The organism is Pedobacter terrae, from assembly GCF_900100705.1.
Lineage (GTDB): Bacteria > Bacteroidota > Bacteroidia > Sphingobacteriales > Sphingobacteriaceae > Pedobacter > Pedobacter terrae.
The window spans coordinates 26,161-50,822 of record NZ_FNCH01000009.1 but is presented as its reverse complement, the minus strand read 5'-3'; the positions used below and the strand labels follow the sequence as shown (position 1 = coordinate 50,822).

19 protein-coding genes are annotated in these 24,662 nt (G+C 40.5%); all 19 read right to left on the bottom strand.

The window, feature by feature from the left end; translation table 11 throughout:
* Positions 1–292: 292 nt before the first annotated feature.
* The 19 genes from BLR60_RS12760 to BLR60_RS12675 all read right to left on the bottom strand — a co-directional run bounded on the left by BLR60_RS12760 (position 293) and on the right by BLR60_RS12675 (position 24,479).
* A complete protein-coding gene (locus BLR60_RS12760; protein WP_090500400.1) occupies positions 293–1,594 on the bottom strand; it encodes an eCIS core domain-containing protein in 1,302 nt (433 codons plus the stop codon).
* Positions 1,595–2,956: an ATP-binding protein gene (locus BLR60_RS12755; protein ID WP_090500398.1), complete on the bottom strand. Its 1,362-nt coding sequence runs from the start codon at positions 2,954–2,956 to the stop codon at positions 1,595–1,597.
* Positions 2,946–3,866 carry a hypothetical protein gene (locus BLR60_RS12750; RefSeq protein ID WP_090500396.1) on the bottom strand — a complete coding sequence of 307 codons (921 nt, stop codon included), beginning with the start codon at positions 3,864–3,866 and terminating at the stop codon, positions 2,946–2,948. The genes BLR60_RS12755 and BLR60_RS12750 overlap by 11 nt, the downstream gene beginning before the upstream one ends.
* Positions 3,867–3,935: 69 nt before the next feature.
* The gene (locus BLR60_RS12745) at positions 3,936–4,772 is read right to left on the bottom strand and encodes a hypothetical protein (RefSeq protein ID WP_090500393.1); all 837 of its coding nucleotides are present in this window, start codon (positions 4,770–4,772) and stop codon (positions 3,936–3,938) included.
* 23 nt (positions 4,773–4,795) lie between these two features.
* Positions 4,796–6,868, bottom strand: a complete 2,073-nt coding sequence (locus BLR60_RS12740) for a hypothetical protein (RefSeq protein WP_090500391.1) — start codon at positions 6,866–6,868, stop codon at positions 4,796–4,798.
* Positions 6,869–6,980: 112 nt separating this feature from the next.
* Complete coding sequence (locus tag BLR60_RS12735) at positions 6,981–9,785, bottom strand: contractile injection system tape measure protein (protein ID WP_090500389.1); 2,805 nt, start codon at positions 9,783–9,785, stop codon at positions 6,981–6,983.
* Complete coding sequence (locus tag BLR60_RS12730; RefSeq protein ID WP_090500387.1) at positions 9,772–12,132, bottom strand: hypothetical protein; 2,361 nt, start codon at positions 12,130–12,132, stop codon at positions 9,772–9,774. Before BLR60_RS12730 ends, BLR60_RS12735 begins: the two co-directional genes overlap by 14 nt.
* Complete coding sequence (locus BLR60_RS12725) at positions 12,129–15,830, bottom strand: hypothetical protein (RefSeq protein WP_090500385.1); 3,702 nt, start codon at positions 15,828–15,830, stop codon at positions 12,129–12,131. The genes BLR60_RS12730 and BLR60_RS12725 overlap by 4 nt, the downstream gene beginning before the upstream one ends.
* Positions 15,831–15,833: 3 nt before the next feature.
* Positions 15,834–16,262, bottom strand: coding sequence for a GPW/gp25 family protein (locus tag BLR60_RS12720; RefSeq protein ID WP_090500383.1), 429 nt, complete (start codon positions 16,260–16,262; stop codon positions 15,834–15,836).
* 4 nt (positions 16,263–16,266) lie between these two features.
* Positions 16,267–16,566 (bottom strand): PAAR domain-containing protein, encoded by a 300-nt coding sequence (locus BLR60_RS12715; RefSeq protein WP_090500381.1) that lies wholly within the window; start codon positions 16,564–16,566, stop codon positions 16,267–16,269.
* 18 nt (positions 16,567–16,584) lie between these two features.
* Entirely contained in the window at positions 16,585–18,384 is a 1,800-nt protein-coding gene (vgrG, locus tag BLR60_RS12710) for a type VI secretion system tip protein VgrG (RefSeq protein WP_090500379.1), read from the bottom strand.
* Entirely contained in the window at positions 18,384–19,058 is a 675-nt protein-coding gene (locus BLR60_RS12705) for a CIS tube protein (RefSeq protein ID WP_090500377.1), read from the bottom strand. The genes vgrG and BLR60_RS12705 overlap by 1 nt, the downstream gene beginning before the upstream one ends.
* A 2-nt stretch (positions 19,059–19,060) precedes the next feature.
* The gene (locus BLR60_RS24850; protein ID WP_167354729.1) at positions 19,061–19,231 is read right to left on the bottom strand and encodes a DUF5908 family protein; all 171 of its coding nucleotides are present in this window, start codon (positions 19,229–19,231) and stop codon (positions 19,061–19,063) included.
* A gap of 5 nt (positions 19,232–19,236) precedes the next feature.
* On the bottom strand, positions 19,237–19,707 hold the full coding sequence (locus BLR60_RS12700) for a phage tail protein (RefSeq protein WP_090500375.1): 471 nt from the start codon (positions 19,705–19,707) through the stop codon (positions 19,237–19,239).
* A complete protein-coding gene (locus BLR60_RS12695; RefSeq protein WP_025146707.1) occupies positions 19,697–20,161 on the bottom strand; it encodes a phage tail protein in 465 nt (154 codons plus the stop codon). Before BLR60_RS12695 ends, BLR60_RS12700 begins: the two co-directional genes overlap by 11 nt.
* Before the next feature lie 33 nt (positions 20,162–20,194).
* The gene (locus BLR60_RS12690) at positions 20,195–21,775 is read right to left on the bottom strand and encodes a phage tail sheath family protein (RefSeq protein WP_167354728.1); all 1,581 of its coding nucleotides are present in this window, start codon (positions 21,773–21,775) and stop codon (positions 20,195–20,197) included.
* A gap of 24 nt (positions 21,776–21,799) precedes the next feature.
* Positions 21,800–22,624 carry a hypothetical protein gene (locus tag BLR60_RS12685; RefSeq protein ID WP_090500374.1) on the bottom strand — a complete coding sequence of 275 codons (825 nt, stop codon included), beginning with the start codon at positions 22,622–22,624 and terminating at the stop codon, positions 21,800–21,802.
* On the bottom strand, positions 22,621–23,190 hold the full coding sequence (locus BLR60_RS12680) for a Pvc16 family protein (RefSeq protein WP_090500372.1): 570 nt from the start codon (positions 23,188–23,190) through the stop codon (positions 22,621–22,623). The genes BLR60_RS12685 and BLR60_RS12680 overlap by 4 nt, the downstream gene beginning before the upstream one ends.
* A gap of 404 nt (positions 23,191–23,594) precedes the next feature.
* On the bottom strand, positions 23,595–24,479 hold the full coding sequence (locus BLR60_RS12675) for a helix-turn-helix transcriptional regulator (protein WP_143009075.1): 885 nt from the start codon (positions 24,477–24,479) through the stop codon (positions 23,595–23,597).
* Positions 24,480–24,662 lie beyond the last annotated feature (183 nt).

The window sequence follows — 24,662 nt, the reverse complement described above, 5'->3', positions numbered from 1 at the left end:
AGAATTTCGATAGCCCTGTGCCAAAAAGCATGGGGCTATGTAAACCCGGTTGTTTTATATGTCCATCAGGATAGGCGTGTTTGTCGATAAATAGCGGGCGAGGTCTTTTTTAAGGGTATCGAAAAGCGGCAAAATAGTGCTGTAAAATTACTTAACCGTTCTGTCCGAGCGCAATGTGAATATTCGTTTCCTGTGCATAAGCGTGGGCTTGTAGCTGTGTGGGGTTTGAAGAGGTGTAATGCACCTTTACATTATCCGATCGAATTGCCTGATAGCTTTTAGCCATTTTAACCTAAACACTAACAGATATTATCCCTATAACAGGATTTTGACTGCTGATGTAATATGCAACCAATTTGCTTCCGTTTTCATATTTACCAATCCTGTCTTTTGCTTTTTGAGCAATTTCATAGTGTTTTGGCGCTTGACCTTTTAATACTAATTTGTCTAATTCTGTTGGTGTGTATGGCCATGGATTTAGCGGGTTTTTTATTTCGATATGAAGCTGCCATCCATTTACTTTCTTATTAGGAAATACATTTTTATTGTATATACGCTTGTCCAGCTGTTCACTTCCTTTTTTCACATGGCTATCAACGCTTCCTTGTGCTGCAGAATCTACATGTTTTACTTCAAGAGCTGTTGTGTCATTAATCATTGCATCTGGTTCTACATCTGTATCTCGACCCATTAAAATTGAAGCACCATCATGTCCTGATGTTATAGCAGACATATGGGCTGCTTTTAATTCGGTATAAATTCTTTCGGCAGAAACAATTGCGGTATCCGCCCAGTGATTTAAACGTGTTGATCTTAAGAGTGCATCCGTTTCAGACATTGAACCTTTACTTTTATCTCTATCGTTTTTCGTTTTAAAATGCTGGCTTGAATCTGCCTGATTTGGTTTGTATTTGTTATAGATATCACTAGAAACAGCATCTCTCAGCCAATTGATATTATTGGTTTCTTCTTTAAAATCATCAAACTTTTTTTCTGCATCATGAAGTTGTGCCTTAACTCCTTTTCGTTGGATCGTTTTTTTTGGAGCAAATGTATTTTTTGGTTTTTGAGAATTACCTGCAATTTTCATTTTCAAAGCCCTGCTTCCCATTACATCCGCCTCATGTTCTAATCCTTTGTCATCATTTACGTTTACTTCGCCTTTTAGCTGCAAGGTAGGCTTTACCCTCCCCTGTTTTTGCTGTACCACGTGCCAGGCTTCGTGTGGCAGGTGTTTTTCCTGTCCGGGCGCAATGTAAATATTCGTTCCCTGTGCATAAGCGTGCGCCTGTAGCTGTGCAGGCTGATTTGAATTATAGTGTACATTTACATCGTCCATTGATAAACCAGAAAGATTTTCGATACCGTTTTTCAGGTCATCGGGTAACTTGCCACCAGTACCTTTTTTCTGAACAGGATGTGCCTGCTGCTGAACATAGTCATCAGCTCCATTTTGCAGTTTCCGTTGTGCAACTGACTGAGGCCGTTTATCTTCGAATTTAAAAATAGCTTTATTAGGGCTTTTTTTGGGTAAATTAGAGGGAATAGATTCGTTTTTATGCTCCCGGGCATTATCGTTATAGATATTCATCATCTAAATTTTATTTGTAATGAACACGGTTTTATTTTCCTTTTTAAATTCCCGCTTAATCCCGGCTAGCAGCTCTTGCTGGTTTACCCGGGTATCATTTCTACTAATGGCCGATAAGGCACAATGGCGCAATACGTTGATAATTGCCCCACCTGCCAATTGATACTCTTCTGCAATAGTTTCCAGGTTGATACTTTCATCAAGTTTGCAAACACCCGAAAAAGCTTTTTGCCAAAGTTGATAACGTTCATGAACAGCGGGCATGGTAAAGTGAATAGCAGATTGAAACCTACGCGAAAAAGCTTCATCCATATTGGCCTTGAGGTTGGTAGCCAGAATTACTACGCCCGGAAAATCTTCGATTCGTTGTAAAAGGTAGGCCGTTTGTTGATTGGCATGCCTGTCGTTAGCCGAATCAGCCTGGGTACGCTTTCCGAACAGGGCATCAGCTTCATCAAAAAACAGGATCCAATTTTGGTGCTGTGCTACATCAAATATTTTCGATAGGTTCTTTTCTGTTTCTCCGATAAATTTGGAAACGATCATGGACAGATCGATTTTATACACATCACGTCCGGTTGTTTTACCGATTAAAGTAGCCATTAAGGTTTTGCCTGTACCTGGAGGTCCATAAAATAGGGCCCTGTAACCTGGTTTCAGTTTTTTGGATAATCCCCAATCTTCCATCAGCGTGTGGCCATGCGCTAACCAGGCGGTAATTTCATTAATCTGTTTAAACACCAAATGATCGAGCACCACATCTTCCCACTCCATTGTTGTACTTATTTTTTGAGCGGGAAATGAAGGACTATTTTCGGCCATCAGTTTCTCTCCTGTAAGGAAATAATTAAACCAGCTTCTGCTTAAACTTAATTGTCCGCTTAACCGTGGCAAATGACTTTCTGTTTCGGCAAGGGTGAGCACATCTTCCTTATAAAGAATATGTTCTTTGCCGAGCAGCTCCATGAGCTGATAGCGCAATTCCGGGTGCTTAACGGTAACTAAAAAACAAAGTGTTTCACCGGTAGGTAAAAAACCATTATAATCTTTAGTGATTAATCCTCCGAATTCGGTAAAACCTCGGTCGTGCATTTGGTTCTTAGTAAAAAACACATCCAGCATTTCCGGACGCAGGTGTGGTGCCATGCTAAGTGCGATCGCAAGTCTTGCATAGATATCCAGTTTCCATTTTTCAATCATATCCGCATAAGGGCTGTCATTAAGTGACAGATCGGGCAAAGGAATTTCCATCCAGTCTTTTTCGTGCTCCTCTTGCAAAAAATAAGTGGCCATACATTGGGCAATAACTGCCTCTAACCAATCAAGTTCTTGCCTAAGTGCCGTTAAAGCATTGCTATTCTCCATATTGGTTAAATAGTTTTTCTACATCATCAAGGTTTGCATCCGCCCATTTAAAATAAAGCAGAGCGGTATTTGGGTTCAGTTCGTTTGGAGCAAGGAGATCGAGTATATTACCCTGTGAGTAGGCACCCTGATCATTAACATAGTGATGATCATAATGAAAATCGTATTCGTAAAAGCCCAATGCCCAATCATTGTACCCACGCCATTGGGCAATGAGCTCTGACACTAAAGTTTCGACCTTTTCTTCTCTTACTACCAGTTTTTTAGCTTTATAAAAAGATGGTTTCCGTTTTTCTTCGCGGTGATAAAACTCAATATCTTTAGATTGAATGGTCTTTGACGAATGATGACCAAAGAGATCAACCAAACCAAAATTTTCTTCATCTGTTGCAATTTCTAGTTCGGCTAAATTGCCACCTGAAACAGCCAGTGTCCAATCGGCGGTTGTGGCAACATCGGTAACTACATAAACTTCCCTGAACGAATAATAAGTTTGTGTAAGCCTGATAATTAAAGCTTGCTGGATTTCATTCCAATTGAGCATCCGTGTTGATTCGGGCTCACTTGCCTTAAAAATGAAACTGCCTTTTTCAGCAAATGCAAGAATCTGTTTACTGAATTCAAATTCACCAGCTAAAGGGGCACGACCACTTCCACGACCAGAATAGGGTTTTGTTACACCATCGCTAAAGCTCCATCCTGAGGGATTTAGCTTATTATTATAGCCAATTTCTATATCCTGGACTTCGATAACGTTATTTCGAAAAATGTTCCCCAATACGATCATTTGTCCATTTCTGATCTGAAAAAAATCTCCGGGTAAAACTGCCTGGCCTAATAGCGCCACAGGGATAAAACCGCTGCTACGCCTATAAAAATTCTGGTAAAAATTCCTGTACACATTTTCCATATCGAATTAACGGATATAACCCACCGTTTCGGGAAAAAAAACGGGGGATTAGCATTTAAATTTAATACATTAAGATGATAAAGCTGCTGCATTGGCTGCCGCCAAACCAGATTGAAGCGATTTAAGTTTCACTTGTGCGGTATTGAGGGTCGCTTTTGCCGTATTTAATTGTTTAGCAGTGGTAAAATTAGCTTTTTCTGCTAAAGCATAATTCGTTTTGGCATCGGTATAGGCCTGGTAAAAAAGTTGCTGAAGAGAAGCTGGTCCATCCGCGATAGCGTATCCGGTAAGCATTTCGGTAAAGCCTATAGATTGCGTGTACTCCAGCCCCATTGTTGTTTCGGCCTCCATTTCGATAGCATGCGCCACAAAGGCACTCTGTAAAGCCACCAGTGTTAAGGCTACAGCATTGTTGGCATCTGTACCTGCAATAGTAATCATGCTCACCAACTCATCAGAAATTAATGGATTTAGTGCTTTCTTTCTTATAATAAGATTGGCCAGTTTATTGATTACTTCCGCACTGTAAATCAGTTTCCCAATCACCGTATTAATTTTTGTGGTCAGAAATTTGGTCATGACATTAGCCTCAATCATTTCATTAAAAGCAATTTTAGAGTTGCTTTCGAGGTCGGTAGCACTCTGCACCAGCTCATCAATCAGGATTTTATTATTATAGGCCTGTGTTTTATTGTTAGTGGCAGTAGCTAAAAAACCTTGTAAATCATTAGATTTTGTGGTTAATGCATTAACAATAGACTGATATTGTGCAACATTACCCTGTGCATCTAATATCTGAATGTTCAACGCATCGAGTTCGTTTTTTTTACGTTCGGTAACCCCATATTTTCTATATCGTTCTAGAATAGGGGCAGTTATATTTTTTGCTAATGTTGGCGTTTTCATAATGTTAATAATTTATTGATCCGTTAATACTTAAAATATGCTGTTTTGTCCATTTCAGACAGGGCATTTACAAAATCGCCGGCATTTTCTGCTGATGCTGTTGAACAAGCAAGCACTACAGGCAGGTACTCATCGCCCCCGATTAATCTGTTACCAAAATTATCAGTGGCATCAGGACCAATAAAAGCAATCCAGGCCGTTGTATCTTCAGTTGTTTTATCCTGGTCTTTTCTTGCTACGATATAACTATCTGCAAATACCTGTTCGGCTATAGGTAAATTAAACAGGAAGCCCGATTTGGCAACTCCTTCTTCTGCTATAGAATGTGTCATTTCATCTTTCCGTGCTGTTAGTTCATGGAATTTTCTAACATTTTCACCATGGCTTTTTTGCAGTTCCTTTAACTGTGAAGTAAGCGTTTTTTGGTTTGTAGTTAACAATTTTTGTTTTTCTACATCTTCATCACTAACAATTGCATCTTTTTTAGTGGTAGCTGTAAGTTGTTCATTCAGCTCGCTCAGTTCGGTTTCCAGTAAGCCAATTTTAAGTTGGTTCGTATAATTTTCTTCTTCCAAACTGGCAATTACCGGATCGAGTGCAATGGTAATATCTTCCAGCAGCGGAAGTTCACTTTTAACCAAAAAGTTAAGCGATTCGACGGTGAGCAGACGATCGGAGGCATTTGTACTCGCTGGTAGAAACATACAACGGTATTCTAACTGCAGATTTGAATTTTCATCCGTTTCGAAAGTCATTACATGTGTAAAATCTACAGTAGCATTATCATCTGTTCTGCCAATTGAGTTTTTAAGCTGGTCGTTCTTAGCCGATAATGCAAGACGACGTTCGTTATCAGTCAGTTTTTTATCATCATAAGCCACAACCTTAATTGTTTTGCCGGCAACAGGCTGCAATGCGGTTGTTAGGGTAAATACCTGAGATGGTGCCGACAAATAATCGTCATAACAATTTGTTTTTCTTTTGTAATCATCAGTAAAAATGGCCATTACAAATACCACATAATTTTCGCCTAGTTCAATTGGTTTATGATCTGAATCCGTTACAGTCGGTTTATCCCCATCCTTAATGTTATAGTACACATCAACCGTTTGACTTACGGGCGAAGTGCTTACTGGTTCTACATTGATAATTTCACTATTGCCCAATAACAGGATATTTTCTGCATTGGAAATAGAAAAAGTTTGTTTTTTATCATCCTTAACCACTATGATGTAATACTTTTCTACCGGATACATCGGGTTTTCACCTGTCTTACCGCTTGGAAACGGGCTTTCAATCAGGTCAAAATTTACCGTAAAACTAAGCGGGTTATCTGTACTGGTTTTTACATGAAGGTTCAGGTTTAATTCCTTGTTGGTAAGCGCATAGGCAGATTTGGTAGCGTTGTAGGAAATGTTGATCATTTCTAATGCGCCTTCATCCAGTTTTTCGGTCGACCTTACCGCAGCCACGTTGGTGCTATCTGTTACGATATTCTGGGTAGCAGTATTAAAATCGGCGGTTGTAATTTTCAGTACCGAGCTCATCAGGCCGCTAGTGGCTTTGGCCATATCAAGTACAGTTGATGCAGAAACTTCGGCTGTAAGTGTAGAAGCTTCCATGGCCGTTTGAGAAGTTACTTCTGCATCATAAGCCGTTTCGTTTATTAGCTTACTCGCCTCTTTTGCCAGCATATAAATACTGCTGTCAAAATCTGCGGCATTTAAAATGCTGTAGATACTCCCCATATCACCAGCCAGGCGAACAATAGCATTGGTTGCAATCTGTACATTGGATGCAGCCACTGCAATATTGGTTGTAGATTGCTTAACAAACTGACCGGCCTGGGTAGCTGTACCTAAAAGATTTACCAGAACATTATTATCTTTAATGGCCTGGTTTTGTGTGGCCGTTTTAGATTTGTATGCATCTGTTGCTGCAGCGAGATTCTGTTCTGCAGCAATGGTAGCGCCCTCTGCATGGTAAAGGGTAAACATCGCAGCATTTACCTGCGAATTAAGGTCTTGTTCTTCAATATCCAGACTCTGCAGAGAGTTTACGATAGCTGAATGTAAGTTTTCATTGTAAGAATTCATAATTTCTATCTTAGTTCGTTAAATTGATTTAATGTTGATGTAGGTTCGAAATCATTAGCATTAGCTACTATCCAGTTGGTAAACCAGTTGATTTACGTTTATTTTTTTCATATTAGTAAGCCCAGTTTACGTGCAACGGTTTATCCATCCATGGATGTTTAATGATCGAAAATGAAAACGGCGACTTGTGAATTAAAAGATCGTACGGCCGTTTCTCTACGATTAGCTCCCAGCGGTCTTCTCTTTCGGTAAGTAATCCATCCCTTACCAACCAATTGCCTCTAAAACCATCTATTGAAGAGCTACCAATGGCTGGCCAATGACTAATTACAGCACTTATTAATCCTTCTATGAGTTGTTTATTTTCTGTTGAGATAGTGATTCCCTCCATTACCGGTTGTGTTAACGGTATGCCACATAAGATTTTATTGAGCGGCAAAAATGATTCTTCAGTATGTTCTTGTCCGGTTACCATATATTGCAGGTAATGTGCAGCCTGTAGCTGGCTTTCAGCAGTAATAAATTTACGATCGTTTATAAGGCCCAGCCTTTCGAAAAGTATGGCGATGTAACTGTTAATGATTACCAATCCGGCGTTTCTGACACTTATCCCTCCTTTCAGGTTGTCGGTTTTTTCTTTCATCATTATGGGTTTTACAAGTTTTATTTTAGGATTTTCATTATTGGATGCTGTGGTAGAACGATCCTGGGCAATCAGCGACTCGAATGTCAATTGTAATAGTGGTGGTAGTGCGCGCTTGTGTGTATTCATATGGCTTATAAATACTGCTTTAGGAATCGCCCTCTTGCCACACAACTCCCAGATCAGTTCGTTCCAGATGCTTTCGGCAGCAATTAATTTCCAGTTGCCTGAAATCCAGGCTTTTGTTACTTTCTTAAACAAGAGGAACTGCAACCCGCTGCCAGTTACACCGCTAAATGAAATGGTGCCTGATACGCGATAAAACTGACTTAAAACATCAAATGAAGGTTGGCGGTTAGGATGTAAACAGCCTATGATGAGCAGTAATTCATCAAAACTGACTGCTTTTTGAAGCCAAAGCCACTGGTGATCTGTTATGATCTCTTTTCTTACAAATTCAAGTAATTTCTTAGGCTCCTGTTGCATTTCAGCTAACCAGATTTCGTTTTGTCCTAATTGGTTAAACCGGGGCATTTCCTGCAAAGTATTCCAGCTTACCTCCAGAGGTAGCATGAATGAGGTTAGGCTTTTACCACTTATTGATGCTGGAAATATTGCTGCTAAAATTTCTGCATCGGGCATAGCCATCAGCGCTTCTTTGAGGGCTTTTGGATATAGCCTAATATAATTATGAAGTATATTTTTTAAGGTTTCAAAGCTTTTCCGGTCTTTAATCCCTTCCTTTACCTGCAAATGGCATAGGTATACGAGTTGTTCGAGGTGTTTTTTAAATTGCAGCACCGGCATCCGCGAAACTTCTTTCTTAAAAACAGCTGTTAATAGATGGTAAAGCGAAGTATGGCGCAATGTTTTTAACGTAGCAGGCACCTCTGCTACCAATAACTGATCTAACAGTGCCATGGAAGATAACTGTTTATTCTTTGCCAAAACCGTAATTAAAACCTCAAGGAAGGCCGTTTCAGTGAAGGATGTATTCTCCTGACGGAGGATAAACATTAAACCTTCATACCATAACTGATTGCGTTCAGTTTGCTGCTTTACGCTGCCCATTAACCGGTTTAGGAAAATGATGCTTTCTGTTAAAATTACCGGTTTACTATATTTGAAAGCCGTAAAAACGACTTTTAGGCTGTGGCTGGATAAATCGTTAATTAAAGGCAGCCAAAAATCACTTTTACTCCCGAAAGAACTGATGAGTGTTTTAAAACGCACAGCATCTTCTTTGGCTAAAGCACTAACCAGATCATTAAATGTTGCGGCTTTTCCGGATGTATGCCTTAAATTTTGGTCAAGAAAAAGGGTTTCTAATAAGTACCAATGGTCGACATCTTCAATTACCTGCCTGGTTTTGTTTTTTTGCTGGTCTCTATTTTCCTTCGACAGCAGTTGCAGGGTAAGGATAAAATCAGACTGCAGACTTAAACTCCTGGTTAACTTTGCCACGGCCAACTCTATCAGTTCGAACAGCTGATCGTACTGCATGTTATAATGCGCAGCCATTTGCACAATGCTGCTTTTCATAAATTGGATCCGGTTAAATACTGTTCCGCGTTCGGTTAAGAGGTAGTTAAGCACCCAAAACCATACATTTTTCTTAAAATCTGTCGTGCTGGCAGCCTGAACTACCGTTTCTTTCTGCTGAATTTTAGTCAGTTCGTTCGAAAACAGAATGATCTGCCCACCAACATTGGGTTCTATGGCTTCAATGATTTTGATCATATTCTGCTCATTAAACTGCCAGGCCATCCTCCGCCTTACCTGCTCCGAGCTAAAGCCCGATTCTTTTAACATATCCAACAGCTCATCCCTATTCTGTTGCAGCTGCTGTGTTAACATCTGATTTACAGAACCATCAGCAGCATGGTGATTCCATGGTAGCGCCCCATTCCATAAAAAATACCAGATCAGTTGTATGTGTGAGCTCTTTTCATCCAGAATTTCGATCTGCTTACCACGTTGATGCGAATAAAGAATCATTTCTACCAGTTTTTCATTCAGCTGCTGGCGAATTTTAATAGGAAGTTCGGTTTCTAACTGATCGAAATGGATTACGCCTAAATCGAGTTCGAGCGATTGAATTTTCCAGGTTTGTCCAGACGGGCAAAATTTATTGAAAACGGCGGCCATTTCTTGCTGCAGATGAAAACCGCCCCAATTGCTTAAACGCTCCTGCAGCGCTACTCCTTGTGCTTTGCTATCAAACATAGTATCCCATGTAAGTCTCGAAATCAGGTTATGGCTATTTTGAGGCATCTGCTTGGGTATAAATGAGGTTAATTACTTTCATCAGGCTGCTGGCATTGGCAGTTACGCTTTTATTCAAAGGATTTGCAGGATAAATCAATCCATTGTGCCAATCGGCATAAGCGATAATCAATATTTCCAGTAAAATGGTATTTAAAAAGAGGCAGCGGTAAGAAACATGAGCGGGCATGGTTTCTGTTAAAAACAAACTTAAGCGCTCCTGAAATGCTTCGGAATTCATTTGTGGAATAAACGACGGAAAGATCAAAATTACCTGATCCATGCTTGTGGGAACAGTAACATAGGGTGATAGCAATCCGGTTTCGATCAGTATTAAGCCTTTACGTTCCAAAATCATCCACATGGCCAGCTTTAGTGCTATTGCTGATGCAGTTTCTTCAGCATGATTTTCCATAAAATCACAATAAAGCGGCTTTAAACCAAAGAGGAGGCTTAACTTCAGCTCTACGGCAGAATAATGGATAAAATCAATGGTATCAAGTGCTTCCACATCATCTGTTGCGGCAGAATTAAAGATAAAATCGTTCATATAACCGCCCATCATCCTGATATTAAAATCTTTAGGAACATCAGTAAAATGATCAGCTACTTTTTTAGCGCCGATGTAGTTGTAGGCTTTTACCCTGAAATAAGTAAGTAATCCTAAATTTTGCAGGTAAAGACTTTTAAAAATTACCTGATCTTTTAAACTTTCTCCGGCGTAATAAGAACCGTCAATAATGGTATTGATCAACAATGGTGATTCGCCATGGCGGGCCAGCAAATGATCCAACATGCTATTCCTCCTCAACAGGTTGGTGGCATCATCTTCTACCATATCCATCAGCCCTTTAATATAAGGGTTGTAGGGATCTTTTTGATAAGCCAACCAGCTCGAGTACTCCATGTCCTGCTCAGTTTCTGCAGCAATGCTAAAATTATAGAGCTCATTATCTTTTAACAGTGGCCTGATATGTGGAACAGAATAAAGCGATTGATAAAAATAAGTTGGCGAAAAAACAAGATAAGGCACCGGATATTCGGATGGAATTTCATCCAAACGGTTCTTGGTATCATAAAAAAAAGCTTGGTCGGAAGGTGTTCCGCTTTGTGCATTTTTAAAGGAAAACAAGGTACCTATATTGGCCAATTGCGAAAACTGGTTAGCTAAAACCTGATCGAAAAGTGTTAAGTAGCCCTTAAGCTGCCTTGATTGGGCTACCTGAAAATCAGTAGCATGATCAACAGTAGTATCTGCGCCCACAGCATAAATTTCGGGAAAAGTATTTTGAATGGAATAATAAGAATTAATATCCCTGAAACTTCCGCCAGGCATCGTAATCCTCAGGTTTGGTCTTGCGCCAAAAACCGGCCCCGGACCGGGTGTTTGCGGGCTGCTATTAACCGCTAACATGAGCATATTTGTTGCGCTAAACAACTTCCTGCCTTTACAATAAATCTCCAGACCATTATCTAAGGAGCTAGACCAGTTAATAGCTAACAAATGATCACTTCCGGTATGGATTTCTTGTGCTAAAGGTTGCTGATCGAATGTTAGCCCACTTACACCAATTATACCTGACACACTTAGGATCAGTTGTTGCAATTCGATCAGTTGTAACTGGTCTTTCTTTTCACCAAGCGCTGCAGTAGGAATCCAACCGTGTTGCAACAGCGGTCCGTTAAAAATCTCATCAATAAGTATGTCATCCGTTTCTTTCGAATCGTAACCCAGGGGTACCACTTTTGGAAATATGGCTTGCTGTACGCATTGCTGCAATTCAGCCAATATTTTTTTAAGTTGTGTTTCATCAGCAATTTCTATTTTGCCTGCAACGGTGTGAAAATCTTCAATTAAACAAAGCGGTTGCAAAAACATTTCACCTAAGTTTCTCCATTTGTTAAGGTAAATGAAGGCTGCATGGCATAATTTTTCCTTTTCAACTGCTGTATTGGCCTGCAGATAAACCTGATAAGCATAATTGCCGCCAGGAACAGGGACAATCAAAGCGTTAGTTACCCCGCTTACGCCATCAATCAGGCATTTTCGGTAATCGGTGATGCTTACCGGTGAGGTGGTTAAAATTTCATTGGGCAGGTAAAACTGATCTTTTACTTCAAGCTTTCCATCTGCATTGGTTAAAATATCGACAACCGGAAAATCGTTGCAATAACCCAGTTCAGTAAGGGCATAACATACCTGTTCGAGAATAGTTACCCCAGGATCAACATTATTGAGATTAGTCCATTCATGTCCGCTGTGTAACTGGATGTATGCAAGCCCTTCTGCCTTAAGCGCAGCATAATCCTGATTGAGTGGCAGTGGCTGATCGATGATAAAGTTCTGCTCACTCATACCGCTAAAGGATTAAGGCTGATCTGATGAACCAGATTAGAAATAAACAAAGCCGATTTTGTTATCAGGCCAACACAGGTTTGCAAACTCGCAGTTACTGGTGTTTCGGTAAGTTCGGAATTGTACATCCAGGTTTTAAAGGCTACACTTTCTACCGCAGCTACACCATTTATGTTTTTAATAAACGACGCCACCTGTACATCGGTAATCTCCTGATAAATCTCTACCTGGTTACTGGTACTTTTAATCCATGGGGAAAGGTAAATATTCAATGCCTGGGTTAAAGTTTGCTGAACAGCCGAAAATTCACAGCCCTGCTGAATGGTAATTACGGCATAAACGGTTATGGACTGAAAATCGGGATTAGATACTTTTATCGCAGAAAAAGCCGATGTTTTTTGCTGTAAATACAGTTGTATATTTTCTTCTTCACTCACGCTTACCATCGGAAAAAACGCATGTGGCGCCATCCAGCTATCAACCGCCTGTACCACATAAATGTTGGTACACTTTAACACCGGATTATAAATCACTGCAGCGTCGTAGATGTCATTAAATTCCTGTTTAATCAATCTTACGTAATCTGATATACTTGTGGCCCTGTTTTTTGTTTTAATCCGGTTGCTCACCCTCCAGTTCATGGCTGTGGCATTTTCGGCTGCATTCCCCCCAAAAGAAGGAAATGGCTGTTGCACCGCACTGATTTTCGGTAAAGGACCTTTGGTTTTGGTAATCGTATTTGCCGCTATGGCCGGAATATTAACGGCATCGTTTGGGGCAGTATTTAAACGCTGTACACTAATGCCATTGGTGCTTAATAAAACGGTGGCGGCTACACGACTAATATCATTGGCTACAATGGCGATCCAATAACATTTTGGAAGCATGAGCACACTTGTTAACGTAATGTTTGCTGGTATGTTTAAGGTTACAATACCTGAAGAGGTAAGATTATCGGTTCCATCAGTGAGCACAATAAGCGGCGCCCAGCCTTCTGTACCCAGGTAATAATAGCTAACCGCTGTTGTAACAGGGTTTCCCATTACATATTTCCGTGCCAGTTCTACATAAATATTAAAATTGCTGGCTGGGTATAAATTATCGATAGCAAGGTATAAATAACCATCGTAGCTGTATGAAGCATATAAGGGAATACCAGAATGACTGTTTGTAGCATCTCCTAAGGTATATTTCTGGGCGGGCGGCTGATTCTGGTTATCGTACACCCCATAATTGGCAAAAGGCGTATATAAAAAAGCCTGAATAGGGTAATCCTTAATCGTTGCCGTAGTCTTGCTTTCATTGTCAAATACATATTCAACAGCGGCGGTATAAGTTGCGTTAAAGCTTTTTAATTTGGGTGTAAAAGGCAATTGTGCTGCAGCAACAAAGGACACGTTTTCATTATTGTACAATATTTGTGAATTGTAAATAGCAACGGCTGATACGACATTAGGGTAAACAGCCGGACCAAAACCATATGCTGGCCCTTTAAGTTCCATTTTGATGAAGCCGCCAGTACTGGCCTCTGTAAATTTCATGGGTTGGTTTTGCAGGTAAGGGTTGCAAGCAGAAAGTGGAATACCGGTAGATTCATAACTGCTCAAAGAATCCATTTCTCCATTATCTATCACAAAAAGCAGATTTGTAGACGCTGTAGTAATTGGCTGATCTGGCACTGGGGCAGCAGTTGAGGCCGTAACAGGCGTTACCGTGTCTATTGGCGTGTTAGTCACAGCGGGCAAGGTATTAAACGACGTTGATTTCCAATTCTTTTCTTCCAGCAACTGAAAATCCACCACAAAACATTTGTTATTATAGGGTTCACTTAGTGCTGGAAACGGCACCGGATCAGGTTGTTTCCTTCCAAATATTTTTTCCCAAAATGAAGGTTCAGGTGTTGCAACTATATGAAGCTTTTTTCCGAGGTAAAGGTTATAAGCCTGATAGTAGCATGAAAAATCTGGTGGTAACGCGGACCAGTTTAATGCTAGTTTTAAGGAATCAACCGGTTTGCTAAAAATTTCATCACTCCCCATAATAAAATTACTGCCATATGCTGGGGTTGGGCCAAACAACGGAAAAGCCACTTTGGTACTCAACGCACCGTAGTCGTTATAGAGCTGAAAGGTTTCCATACCGGTAACATTTACTTCTATTTTCAAGGTCTGCAGTTTGGGTGGTGCCACGGTTGCAGGCGTAACCTGGTTAAATACCAGCTTAAACATTGGCCAGTCACTTACAACACCATCCGGATTGATCAGGAAACGTTCAATCGCAGGGTCAGTACTTTGCAGTACAATTGTAATGATAATAGGTTGTGCAGGATTCGTTTCATCCGACGTAAAATCGGCACTTACCTCAAACCAGTCTTTTAATGTACTGAGGTAACATTTTGCGCTACGCAGCATATTCATATCTGGCGTTCCTGTGTAAGTAAAAGATAGTTTTAGCTGCCTTGTACCTTCTCTAAGCAATAACATGGGTGAAGCAAATGCTATGCCCAGTGCTTGTTGTATGCCGGGATTGGGTTGATGATTTCCTAAAGTATCCCATGATAGAACTGCACCTGCAGGATCCTTTTGCACCATACCAGGATTAGCTATTGTTTGTAACTGAAGATATGAAAGTTGGTTTTGCGCCGGTGCCCTTGATAAGGTATAAGCCATAGGGATAGCTGCCGGATTTAAAATTACATCATCGGTGCTGGCAAATACAATGGAATTCTTTTGTGCATCGGTACCAGCATCAAACAAGGTTCCTTTTGGCAGATTGACCACAGCCGTTTCGATAGCCAAACTAGCCGTCAAATAAGCCCTGTCTGCTCGTGCTTTACGCTCCGTTTGTTTTAAAATATCGCGGTAATAAAACCTTAAGTGTTTATCACTGATATGGTTAAGCTGGGTTTGTTGTACGTTTAAAAGATGAACAAAGGTACGCAGCAAAGTAGTATCAGGAAAACTGCCTTTTAACTTCGATAAGCGATCGTACTCGATATTGGCCTGCTTAACAATTACCTGCAAAAAATTAAATAGCGCATCTCCAATATAGGTTACTGCCTTAAAAATAGATACTATGGCATTATCTTTTATAACCGGTAATAAACCCATTAATTTCCAATAAGGGCCTTTAAATGTTCCTTCTCTCCATATCCGGTATTCGTAGGTATCTAATTTCCAGATAACAGATGGATCGGTAGGAACTAAACCTACCAGCATAGCGCTGCTGAATAAAGCTTGCCGCAAATCGATAATAGCCTGTAATGCATCAGCAAAAGTGGTCCTGATCTGTTCTACTACATAAGTTTTAAGCGAATATTTAGCTGGCGACTGTTGCATATAATGCGTCCAGTTTTGAATCTTGATGAAGATACTGGTCAGTTGATCGAAAAGCTGGTTAAAAGTTGCGGCTAAATCATTTTGTTGTTCTAGTTTATGGCAGGTATGCAGGTAAAGATTGTATAATTTAGTAAAATTGGTTCCGGCAATGGTGGCCATTAAAAAAACAGGGTCTTTCAGAATGAAAGGTTCCCAGTTACCATGTACTGCATTATGATGATCGTAGAAATTAATCAGCGTAGCAAATTCAGAAAGAAAGCGGAGCCAATCTTGCTCCGTCCGTCCATCAATTAATGAAGCGCCCGGTTGCAGGGCTTCAGCAACTGAATTTAAGATGCTATTCGCGTTAACTAATTTCATGCTTTAAATTAAATTGGTTCCCTCGTTAATGTAAAACGGGAAAACATAATTGTGCCGGGTATTGGTCTGGTTATACATGTAGGTAAGCAAAATCTCTACTACACCTCCCCTAATATCCCTGAACTGTACATCTACATCGGTTACCGTAATACGGGGTTCATTATACATTAAGGCATAAGTAATGGCTTCCTTTATTTCCCCTTTCAGGGTTTCGTCCATTTTTTTAAAAAGAAACTGTTGCAGACCACCGCCAAAGCCACCTTCCATACAGCGTTCACCATTTCTGGTCTGCAAGATGATATCAATTGATTCGTTAATGTTTTCTTCGTAAGCACTTAGGTTCAACTGGTGGTTACCAACCGAAAAAGTAACCGGAAAGGCCCATCCTGAACCGAGAAAATGATGGTCTACTTTGTTTGTCTCTTTTGTCATCTCATTAACCGCCTATCATTACATTAAATGCACCGAGCATAATTGTTCCGCCATGCGCGGTGGAGTCGCCCATTCTTGCTGCCGGCATTCCGCCGATCATTACCGTTGCTGAACCTTTTATAATGCTATCTGGCGGACCTACACAAACCAGCATATCGCCCACCCTGGCGGCTGGTAATTTGCCAATTAATACGGTAGGTTCGCCAGGTCCTATAACCGGTCCGCCAACATGTGGTATAGGCACAGGTGCAGGCGTTACCATTGGACATTCGTGAAAGTCAGTTAATCTGGCTGCTGGTGGCATATTTCTTCCGTTTTAAAATTAATTAATCATAATCATTGCACTTTTCAGGCTCATTTCCATCCCGCTCTTAATTTCCGTGGTCATTGATCCTTCAGCAGAAAACTGGCTGTCGGCCACCTGTTTAATGTTCAAACCACTTACCGTAACATCTCCTGTTGGGGCTTTTACAGTTACACCCTGTGCACCTGCGATATTCACTTTTTGATCTGCTTGTATATTAATATCTGTAGCACTTTTGATGGTAATTCCGTTTGCAGACATGACGATGCTATTGTTATGTTCATCCTGAATGGTTATTTTTTTATCCTGATCGCTAAAAATCATTGTGTTTTTATCCGGCGTAGCAATGGTTAACACCTTATTTTCATCATCAAACTCGATATTGATGTTAGATTTGGAAACAATTGCCTTTATGGAGTTTTTCTCGTTAGGATTAAGGCCTTTGTAAGGCTTATTTTTTGGACTACTGTACATGCTACCCAATATCACCGGACTTCGTGGATCTTCATTTAAAAAACCAAGCACCACTTCATCACCTACTTCGGGCAGAAAAAAGGCACCTGCACCATCGGTTGAATAAAAGTTGGCTAATCTTGCCCAAATGCCCTGACCACTTTGGTCGAATAAAGGCACATCAACCAGAATGCGGTACTGCGAATCTGGATCATCATACATTTTTTTAACAGTTCCATTAAATATACCCCTAACGCCAGGCAACATGCCAGAGGCTACAGGTGCCATTACATCAGGTTCTTCGATAAACCATTGAGGTGAAAGGCCTACTGAAACTTCAGTAATCCAGTTTCCGTCAGAAAGGTCATGGATAACACCGGAAATGAGATAATCGCCGTTAAACCTACCGCCAAGGCCATTCAAGGTCATAAATTTACCGGGATCAACCAGGTTAGTACCCTGAAATTTAGCTTCGCCCTGTATTTTGGCATATTCACTTTTTAACATCTGCGCTTTAGCCCAGCTATTAAGTTCTTCTGTCTCCATTGGTGCGGTGGTTTGCAGGGCATATTCAGGCAGGCCAACAACTTCAGCTAGCGTTTTGGAGGAGATATTTCCTGGTCCGGCATAGTTGTTCGGCGCTTCAGCACTGGCTACCTGCTGTTGTTTATAATCCCAGGTACTTGATTTTACACGCGCTAACTGCGTTATGGCATTCATATCTGCTCTGAATTCCATTAACCCGCTACCATAGCCAATGGTTATTACCGGATTAGGGTTTGCACCTGGTGCTTTTACGGCGACTGTACCGTTAAGTGTGGTAACAACCAAGCCGTTCATTTCTGCCAGCGAAAGCATAAAATCCCAGTCGCTTACATAAAACTGTACCTGCTCGGGCCAAACTGTAGTTGTTCCGCTCACGTCAGGCGTTAAAGCAGAATAACTGCTGATGATGGAACTGATTACATCACTATCTTTTTTTTGTGCAAAGGTGAGGCTCTTTCTGCCTACGGTCATTTTTATTGCTTCATCTTTACATTCTACTTCCAGCGCTGAACCAACAAGGTCATTAATAAGGATAGATTGGCGAGTAATAATACCTCTAAAGATCACTGTGTTTGAAGAATCGTAACCGGCTTCAATACTGATGATATTGCCGGGTACAAAAACAGAAGAAGAGCTGGCCTCGAAAGTTCCGGTATTTGCTTGTCCATCTAAAATGGTAATTATTGCGGTAGAAACGCGGTTTATTCTTTTTTCTACCCGTACCGAAAGTACATTTACTTCGCCGGGAACGGTATTGCCCGCAACTTTAACGGTATAGGTGGCTAAACTGCCACTAGGGATATTGGATGATGATGCCATTATATTTTTGGAATGATGGGTGGAAAAATCAGTTTCTCTACCCCTTTTAAGTTTCTAAATTTATTAAGTCCGTTGTAGCGGGCTACCTGAGTATAATATTTTTCATTATGCCATACTCTTTTGCACAGTTCAGGCAATGTTTCTCCTTCTACCACGGTTACCAGATGACTGATATCAGGCGATTCGTCCTGATCCTGGATTTTTACCGTTTGTGGGGCAATATACTGCCCGAAACCCAACGAAATTTTGGCCCGCAAGGGGCTTCCGTCAGGCCGGAATAACGTATAAGAAATATCAAAAGAATTTAATACCCCGTTAAAAACGAGATCTTTACCCCATTGCACCTTAACAAAATTTGGTCGGTGAATGGTTCCGTTATACGTAAAAATAATATTCTCTAAAGTGCTGATCTCTTTCGCCATATCAACCCGTTTAGGGTCAACAATTCCGGTACAGTCAATTACCACATCAAAGTTCAATTTATCGCTTGGCGTACTTTTGTAACGTTGCGATGGCGAACTGGAATCGGGCGCCTGCTGCTGGTTATATTCAATACTCCGTTGCCATTTAATTGACTCGGGATTGAGCATCATCAGGTACGGCGGACCGGGAAAACGTTTGGTAAACTGTTCATCCGTATAACCAGTAATTTTCATTGGTTCCAGACTTCCCATAACTAACGTGTATTAGTCCCTCTTTTGGTGCGTTCGCTGATCATTTTCTTGCATTCAGCAAGTAATTGTTTTTTTAATTGTTTAACATCTTCTGCACTAATTCCAGCTTGCTGGTTTGCTTCGCTGGTTGATATCTGTGTTTTAATAATAAGTTCTCTTATTTCTACAGGCATAATGATTAATCAAATAGGTTTGAAGTGTAAGTCCCGTTATCCGTAATCTCGAAATAGGTATAAGCCAGTTCAATAGATTCAATTACAAGCGCATTTTCCTGCGATTTCAAGTCAGATACCGAATATTTTATCGGATAGGCTCTATGAAAAGTCCACATTACCAGCATTTCTCCATTGGCATCTAACAGGCTAACCGAAATGTCGTTTGTCTGAATGGTAATACCAAGCCCGCCATCCATGCTGCTCACACACCAATCAACAAGGCCTGATCCTTCCGGAACAAGTGCTCTTTTAAGTACCAGGTTTTGGCTTGATGAAGTAGTGGGAAGCCGGTATTTAAACCGGTTTTCCCCGCCCGAGACTACTTCTTCAATGCCTAACTCCTTAGAAATTCCTGATACCTCCTGGAAGGCAGCGTTCTCCCCTTTTAAGGAAACCATGAAATAAAACCCTACCGGATAAGTATTACTTGCCATTCGTAATGGTTAACTGTTCGTGCGCAATCTCCAGTGTATCAATAGCAACTTCATTTCCTTCTGATTTTAAGTCGGTACTGCTGATTTTTGTCGGCCATGCATTATCCAGTTGCCATTGCATGGTTACATTACCTGCCTCATCAAGCAGTTTGATCAACACTGTACGTCTTTTAATCAGGTTCATTTTAATCTCCGCGTGCCAATCCCAGAAAACGTTATCGTTAACAAAGATTCCACGTTTCATGGTTACGTTACCGTATTTTACCAAACCTGGCATTTTCTCTGTAGAAAAAAGCGGACTGTTGCTTTTGCGGTATTCGATTACCTGATTTTCGACATCCATTCCGGATACTTCCTGAAATCCAACGCCTTTTAATTCGGTACCAAGGTCTACCTCAAACCTAAATTTTGGTAAGGGCCATGTTGCGCCTTGTGCGCTTCCATCATCTGCCATAATATTATCTTTTTAAATTAATGTATAAATCTGTTAACTAGAAACCGGCATTTCCTGTTGGAAAGTAAGCACAATAAACTCTGCAGGGCGTACCACGGCTACACGCACGGTTACGTTCATAAATCCATTCAGGATATCATCAGAAGTCATGGTAGTGCCTAAACCACAATCGACCGAAAAAGCATCTGCAGCTGTAGCGCCCATCAATCCACCCTCTTTCCAAATGGTGTTCAGGAAACTGCTGATCATCGCTTTAACAGCTTCCCAGGTATTTTTTACATTGGGTTGGAAGACGTAAGAATGTGCGGCCAGTTTACATGATTGTTCAATCATAATCATGGTTCTTCTTACCGAAATATACCTCCAGTCCTGGCTGTTACCATCTAATGTTCTGGCGCCCCATACCAAAATACCGATGCCGTTAAAAAAACGGATGGCATTGATGGATTTACCTGAAACAGGATCGATGTTGAGGCTGCCTTGCTGACTTTCTGATAAATTGATGGGTAAAGATACCACGGCGGTAATGGAAGTATTGGCGGGAGCCTGCCATACACCTTCCTGGTTATCAATAGTAGTCATTACACCTGCCATACCCGCGCTTGCCGGAAGAATATTGGCCAATGCAAGTACATTTTTAATAATTGTGGCATATACCTTACTCGCATTGATTAATGCATTATTGTATTGCGTTACCGTTAATGGTGCTCCCGGAGGGTTTTCAATATTATGAAGAATGGTTGCTGCCGTTGGGTTGGGGTTTGATGGCGGATTTAAAAGTGGTTCCAACTGTTTAACATCCCCGCCAAAAAGATTGGTGTAATTGATATCAGTACTTTGCATAATGGTGGTACCGATAAAAGGATAATAAGCAGCACCATAGCTTAAGCCTTGTTCTCCGGTATGCTCCCTGAAGGTATCAATATCAGCAGAATAGGTTATCGGATCCGGGTTTCGGCCGCCAATAATATCGAAAACAGATACCGCGGTTTGCATATCCTGGCTTTGCGCCAGCATACTTTCCATCAGGGTACCATTATCATCTACCGACAATAAAGTGGCCTCCGGACAGATATACATAGTAGGTTCCTGCTCGTTAAGCAAAAGTTGAAGACCACTTTGAAGCTGTGATAAAGAAACATTAGGATTAATAATCTGCTGCCCTACACCCATCGGCTTTGCAGATGCAGGTCCATAAGTACCTACCGATACGATATACGCTTCTCCACCACCATTTTGATAAAACAGCTCAATACTGTTGTACATGTAATAAATGGTATTGGGATCGGGCAAAATGGAATAGTATGCGCCATTAATGATCATGTAATCACGATCAGTAGGCTCACTTTTTTGTTGTACCAAATAATATTCAGGACTATATTGTACCGCGGGACTTGCTGGTGGTGCCGGGTTAGGATAACAATAGATAGACTGGAACTCGGCAAATGACGTAATTTTATACGGCACATTGGTATACGATTTGCCATTGTATTCGGCCTGGGGCGTATAGCCGATAAATGCCGGAACCGCAGTAGCCACCGTGACTACGCTATTGGGAAAGGCATTTTGCTCATTGATGTAAACACCGGGAGACTTAATGTTTGATGCAATCATAACTTATTTTTAGCGGTTATTGGTTTATATATAAACATACATGGGTGAAGAAAGCTGTTCAGCCGCGTTACGGGTCACCTTACCTATCCACTGGGGTATGGGTGTTGGCAGGCCCCTAATAATTATTTGCGGCTGCACCGGCTTATTATCGGTTAATGCCGGACGGTTAATCAGGTCGAATTTGTATACAGGTACCTCGCTTAATGGAATGAGCTTGCTGCCCGAAGAGAACAACAAAGCGTTTTGACCGCTTTCCATCACTACACTTTCCGGTCCTTCAAAATCAACAGATTCTTTTCCTGAAATGGCAAGATTATACAGCTGCAACGTATTTCTATTGATGATAAAATATTGCCATTGCGTTGCCCTTGCCATCAATTTAATATCAAAACTCACTGTTCCCATGTCCTTATTAAATTTTAAAATATCAGCAAAACGCAAGGTTGCCTTTCCTAAACAGTTCGTACCAGGATTGCCGGAGAGCTGCTGATTAAGCTGTACATTCTGATCAGTTATAGTGGTATTACTGCTATCGTATAGGAGTTGCCCTACCCAATTGGATGGTAGTTCGGTAAAAAAATTAAAGTCGGGGTTATTTGTTCTCATTTCAAAACAAAAAGCATCCTGCCCGGTAGCTTGTTCTATATAAGTTAACAGTTCTTTTAACGGTTGCGAAGCATTAGCATACAAACCTATACCATTTACCTGTCTCCTGATAAGAAGACGGAACCTTTTCATCAATTGTTCGGTAGCACGATCGGCATTAAGCTCCAGGCAGCGGCAAATGCTTTTCTGGAAATAACTGTGGTAAACATCCAGCTGAAAGAGGCGTTGATATTTTTCGATCATTGTGTTACCTGATTATCCATTACCGAAACCGCCCCTACAAACCCATCTGCCTCAAATCCCTGAATGGTGATTAACCGCATCTTATAAATAACAGAGGGTTGGTATTTCGCCCCCATAGCCGACCACAGGTTGTTCATTTCCTGATAGTTGAGTTTTTCTATATCAAACTCTAATTTATTAAGTCCCTTTGGCATACATGAAGAAGAATTTGCAGATAACACTGCATTAACCTGAAAAAAAAGGATTACCGCATTCAAGAATTTTAGTGTTTCGCTGTAATCGTCAAAATTGGAGCTTATCAAAACATCCAGGTTAAATCTTTCAGCAGGATTCACATTTGCATAACTTCCATTACTAAGCTGATGGTTACGCACGTTAAATGGTTTAGTGGTTTCCTTTTCCACATTGATCAGCGAGATTACAATTTTATTTTGGTTTACGACAGGTATACTTCCATTGCTATCGATCAGCGTATTCTTGATCACTTTTGATTCATCCAGACCAAACCGATTCCTTAGAAATTGATCCAGGGTATCACAAGTAAATTGGAGCGCCTCGTTAATCATACCAGTAGTTTAGATTGAATCAGTTTGTTTGCAATGGATAATTGTATTGGGGTAATGATATAAAATTAGACATCTTGTATTTAAAAACAGAAATAACGATGTATACTTTTCATATACATTAAATGTTGATCGGAAATAATGCGTAGACAAATCGTAGACGAGATTTGGTTAGCAAGATATCATGCTTGGGAGGTAATTAATTGTCGGCAATTACGCTATACGTAAAAATTCCCGCAAGCTACTTTCATTTCAAATTAAGTGCAACGCAGTCTAGTGCCAGAAGGCTTTGCGAAGCAAAATCTGCCTGGATAGATCTCTCGCCCGAAAGTTCTGGACTGCGCTTCATTAAAGATGACGAAACGATTTAGCACATTACATAAACAACAGTTTTAGAGCTAATAAACTCAGGCCATACTCAATTTATTTTGATCTACTGCCCTTAGGTGTGCAGCAAGATCCTGGTCTCTCGCCAATGACATTTTCTTTTTAAGCCTATACTTATGTGTGCGGACACTTTCCTGATTAATACCCAATAAATTCCTAATATCATCATTACTCATATTCATTTTAAGGTAACAGCAATATTTAAGGTCAATTGAGGTTAATGCAGGATAAGCTTTGGTAAGTTGTAGTATAAAACCAGGATTAATTTCTTCGAAATACAGTTTGAAATCGTCCCAGAGTTTATAATCGTTAGCAGATATCTTAATCGTGTTAACGATAGAAATCAATTCCGTTCTGGTCCGGTCATCCACATTTGGATAGAGCTCGCCAATGCGCTCTTTAATTTTTAAAAGCACATCTACTTTCTGGTCGAGTTCCATCACATAACGGCTTAAGTTTCGGTTATGATCGGCAGTAGCAATGGCCGTATCCGCCAAGCCCATCACTTTTGGCAGCGCTACCTGTTCTTTTTTCATCAATAAAATTGAATTAATCCTCGAACTCAGGTAAAACGTTTCATGAAGGTGCTCCTCCTGACAGCTAAATACAATGTGATTAAGAGGCCAATTTAGCGTTTCATTTTCACTCCTTCTTGTTATGCACAATATGGGGATTAACGACTGTACAGTTAATGTCCCTATTTCGTTGAGCATGTGTTGATTATTAGAGAAAGATAAAATAACCAGATCTGGTTTCATTGAACCGAGTATACTGGCTAAACCCGTGGCCATAGTTGCTGAAACAATATGATAGGTAAAAGTTACAGATTGTTTTAATTTATCCAGCAAAATTAAAAAACTGGCTGTATCGTCGTATCCTACAACTATTACTTTTTCCTTTAGCATGTTATTGTTTGGTTGATGATGAAACCAGCACACTTTCATTATCACAACTTCTGGTTGTATCAAATATCTACAAAAGAAATAGAAAGAAGTAAGGGATAAGAGCTGTATTTTCACCTTTTACAAAAAGGTGAATTACGCAAACGCCTGCTGAAATGTGTGACCTATATAAAACAAAATATAATT